Source organism: uncultured Caballeronia sp. (genome assembly GCF_964243625.1).
Classification (GTDB): Bacteria; Pseudomonadota; Gammaproteobacteria; order Burkholderiales; family Burkholderiaceae; genus Caballeronia.
Window position 1 is genome coordinate 1 of record NZ_CAXTGZ010000518.1, and the last position, 4,321, is coordinate 4,321.

Genomic DNA, 4,321 nt, shown 5'->3' on the forward strand with positions numbered 1-4,321 from the left:
TGTGGATTTCGCTGGCCGATGTGGCCGGTCGCAAGCTGCTCGCGTTGCTGCCGCTTTCGCTCGCCACCCCGATTTTCGCGCTTGCCTGGGATCATCGGATCTTCACCGTCACGCTCAACAGCGCGCTGATGGTGTTCCTGCTCTTTATCGGCCAGGAGTTCTGCTACTACTGGTACCACCGCGCGTCGCACCGTATCCGCTTTTTCTGGGCAACGCACGCTGTCCATCACTCGCCGAACCAGTTGACGCTTTCGTCTGCTTATCGGCTTGGGCTGACAGGCAAGTTGACGGGCTCGGCAGTATTTTTCACGCCTCTCGTCTGGCTCGGCGTGCGTCCGGAAATCGTGCTCGCAACACTGAGCTTCAATCTGCTCTATCAGTTTTGGCTGCACAACACGTGGATGCCGAAATTGGGCTGGCTCGAATGGGTGTTCAATACGCCATCCGCACACCGGGTGCACCATGCATCGAACATCGATTATCTCGATGCGAACTTTGGTGGCGTGCTCGTCATATTCGACCGGCTATTCGGCACGTATGTAGAAGAGCACGCTGAAGAGCCGTGCCGCTACGGTCTCACCACTCCAACGCGCTCGCGCAATCCGCTTGTCGTCGAATTCGAGCACTGGGCCAGTCTTGCACGCGACATTGCATCGGCGGGCAGCGTCTCGACTGCAATTCGCTACGTGATCTTGCCGCCGGGTTGGCGCGCGGATGGTTCAGGCGAGACCACCGAAGCGCTGCGCCAGCGCATCTGACCGCCGTGCGCGAATGACGCGATACCCTTTCGGAGTAGCGTTGATGGCAGTTGCCCAAGCCACCGCTATCCGAGCCCGTGAAAATCAGTTATGCCAGCGCAGCGCTACGCCGCGTGGTGCGCGTGCTGCCGGCAAGTGGTCGATCTCCGCAAAGCCGTCGCTGCAGTAGTGGCTCCGCGCGGCCCACCGATCGCTAGCTCATCTATATCCAGTAAACGAACTGCTTTTTCTGCCACCCAAGACGATTCGGTGGATATTATCTGGATACACCCAGTGGCGAGCTTGGCGCTCGATGAGGTCCATAAAAGCCGGAGGACCACTGCAGTAGATCTGAGTATTCGGATGTGATGGGCTCATCGCGTGAGAAATTGTCTGCACTACTTGGTCAGCATCCAAACCAAAATGGTGATTGACCCTGCCTTCGCTTCCAAGTGCGTCAAGTTCGTCCCGGAAGACTGCGCGTCCAGGTGATCTAGCAAAGTTGTGCAGCTCGAAAATTTGACCTGCCTTGGCGAGTTGATTCGCAATCCCCGCGATAGATGCAACGCCTACGCCACCAGAAAAAAGTATCGATCGTGTGCAAGAGTTCAAAACAACAGTAGGGTTCCGTAACGCTCCGATAAACATTTCGTTTCCTTGGCTTAACAAGGGGTCCGCCGTTTTTGTGTTCGCGCCGCAATCATCATGTCTCACCGCGATTACATATGCCCATGGCTGAGAGCTAAAAGAGCACAGAGGATAAATCCTCTCCTTATAAGCGGCATTGTCGAGAACTATCGTGACGCAAGCTCCATCGTCAAACGAGGGAAGCTCCGATCGGGACTTGGCTTGGATTTCTACGGCATGGTAAATCTCGGCAAGTTGCCATTTCCGCGTAACGATAACGGAGAGGAGGTTGTCACGCATGTCTTCCCCAACAGGCGCTTGGTCTTCCAAAATCGGACTTTTGAGGAGTATGGATTGCATGAGATAGCCGGTACGGAAACTATTGGAAGGATAGCTGAACGTCAAATACAGGTTAGGGCGGAAGATATCCCCAGAGCAAGGCGTTCAAGGCGAATACAGCGTATATAGCTACTCTGATAGTCCTCTTCACCACAATGCGAACCCGTTAGCAGTTGTCTCAATGACATTCACGTACTGATACACGCCAGTCGCTGCTAACGGACCATGAAAGTAGGGAAATTGGGCCTCTTGATCTCTCCATTCATTTTGTCCAGCCTGATTGCCGAGGCTGTACATCGCGCTGCCCGACAGGCCGCTGAAGTCGGGCGTCTTGTATTGAACGAATTTGTCCGCCTTGAGTCACCAACCACGCCCTGTTTGTTGTCTATGTCAGGAACATGCTGTCGAGTCCGGCGGTCACTTCGGCTATCGCCAATGCCATTTATGGTTTGACGGGGCAACGCAAGCGGTCGACTCCGTTTGATATGCGGAAAGAGAACACTAGCGCAAAGAGCACGTAACGACGATTGGGGCGCTGCTTGCCTGGTGATACCACGCTCATTCTTTGCAGACAATGCGCCGGCTGCGATCGACCAGTTTAGAAGCGCCTGATCAACCCAACACTCCAACCTGGAATCTCACTTACATCAATGCAAAGCGCATTTTCGATGACCGAGTGCTACTCTCACTGTAAGGATCGCCTTCCTTGTTGGATCGTGTTTTTGCGTTGCAGCGGTGGTAATTAACGGGGACTGTTGAGACATGAGGCGTCCATGTTGACGCCATGTGACTGTAAGCGCAGTCGTCCCTGGCTTGTTCAATACCGAATCGACGTGTAACTGGAGCCGCTATACCCAGGCGCTGAAGGAAGCGCGAAAGGCGGCAAGATTCCCGAACCGCCGCTTGAGCTGAAGTTGGTGGAGGCACTCACGCAGAAAACGCCGCTCGGCGTTCACCGGATCGACCCGCAGATGTCGCCTTCGCCTACGCATACCTTGCAGCAGTGCTTTCCCAGCAGCGAAGTCATTCTGGAACGCCGTGACCCAGTCTTCGATCGAAGGCTGGGTCACGGCGTGTTTGTTTAGTGTCGGCGACGCCGTTCCTGTACGCTGCTTCGCCGGTCAACGAGGTGGCAATATTGCCTTGACGAGCGGTGAGGGGAGCGGGGAAACCGTCACCAATCAGGACCTGATAAAAGCAAGCAAGTCGGCGTTGATCTGCTCCGCATGGGTGGTCGGCATCCCGTGTGGCAATCCTGGATACGATTTAAGCGTCCCGTGCTTCAGAAGCTTTACCGACTTTGCGCCCGTGGTGGGAAACGGGCAGATTTGATCGTCCTCGCCGTGCATCACAAGTACTGGAACGTCGATTATTGCCAGATCGTCGTAAAACTCGGTTTCCGACAGTACCTTGACGCTATCGTATTGCGCCTTGATGCCGCCCATCATGCCCTGCCGCCACCAGTTCTCGCGGATTCCTTCGGACACCAACGCGCCAGGCCGGTTGAAACCATAAAACGGAATCGTGATGTCCTGGTAAAACTGCGATCGATGATTCGCCGTGCCGTTGCGTATCTCGTCGACAACTTTCCGTGGCACGCCATCAGGGTTCTTTTCCGATTGGATGAAAAGTGGGGGAATTGCGCTGATCAGCACCGCCTTCGCTACGCGACCGTTTCCGGTGCCGTGTCGGGCGACATACCGTGTCACTTCGCCGCCGCCTGTTGAATGACCGATATGCACCGCGTTCCTGAGGTCGAGCGCCTTGGCGAGCTCGGCGACGTCTGCTGCATAGGTGTCCATGTCGTTGCCGCGAATGGTTTGGGTGGACCGGCCATGACCTCGGCGATCGTGAGCGATTACCCGATATCCGTGGTCCAGGAAAAACATGAGCTGCGCGTCCCAATCATCTGCGGAAAGAGGCCATCCGTGATGAAAGACCAATGGATCGCCTGTGCCCCAGTCCTTGTAGAAGATTTGCGTTCCGTCCGCGGTCGTAACGTATGAACTTCCAGAATTCGCTTCCATTTCGTATCCTTAAAAAAACGGTGTTGACGAAGAGATAACTGTTGTTCATGCGCAGACGCTACTTCAAGAAGCCGGTTACCAAGTATTGCGTCGTAAAGTGGATGACAGCGTTGGCCCAAGAATCTGGGCGCACCATCCGCGCTGCCCACGCCTCGCTTTTTGTTGAAATTTTGGTCTGCCGTCGTCAGGGTATTCGGCGTGCCTGAACAACACAACGGACGAAAATGACAGAAAACATGGCAAAAACGGCACTGACTTCGAGTCCATGGGTTGAGATTGGACTTGCTTGCGATGCGGGTACATCGAACACAGGTATCTATGGTCTGACAGACTTGTTCACCTATGCTGGCGAGTTCGCTGCGAAACGGCATGGCGGCTGTGCAGGGTCAGCTGTCCGCATTACGCACTGGCGGGCGGACGACGAGGACGCGACTGAGGTCCGCTGTGCATACGACAGTTGCCCGAGTTCAACTCATACGCTGTCACTGCTGGTGATTCCGGGAAACGTGCAAGCTCCGGAAAAGACCGGACGAATTAGCCCGCTCTTGCATTGGCTTCGTGAAAAACATGCTGAAGGGGTTGTCCTCGCAG

The 4,321-nt window shown here is 55.1% G+C and carries 3 protein-coding genes and 1 pseudogene; 2 read left to right on the forward strand and 2 right to left on the reverse strand.

The window, feature by feature from the left end:
* A partial coding sequence (locus tag ACFFAR_RS26050) for a sterol desaturase family protein (RefSeq protein WP_375508728.1) occupies positions 1-758 on the forward strand: 758 nt, incomplete at its 5' end.
* Between the two features lie 198 nt (positions 759-956).
* On the opposite strand, the gene ACFFAR_RS26055 is transcribed toward ACFFAR_RS26050, so the two are convergent.
* Both ACFFAR_RS26055 and ACFFAR_RS26060 read right to left on the reverse strand, forming a co-directional pair.
* Positions 957-1,724: an oxidoreductase gene (locus tag ACFFAR_RS26055; protein ID WP_375508729.1), complete on the reverse strand. Its 768-nt coding sequence runs from the start codon at positions 1,722-1,724 to the stop codon at positions 957-959.
* 1,160 nt (positions 1,725-2,884) lie between these two features.
* Positions 2,885-3,730 (reverse strand): alpha/beta fold hydrolase, encoded by an 846-nt coding sequence (locus tag ACFFAR_RS26060; RefSeq protein WP_174363341.1) that lies wholly within the window; start codon positions 3,728-3,730, stop codon positions 2,885-2,887.
* A 224-nt stretch (positions 3,731-3,954) separates the two neighbouring features.
* On the opposite strand from ACFFAR_RS26060, the pseudogene ACFFAR_RS26065 reads away from it, so the two are divergent.
* Positions 3,955-4,321, forward strand: a pseudogene (locus tag ACFFAR_RS26065) (hypothetical protein); the annotation flags it as partial.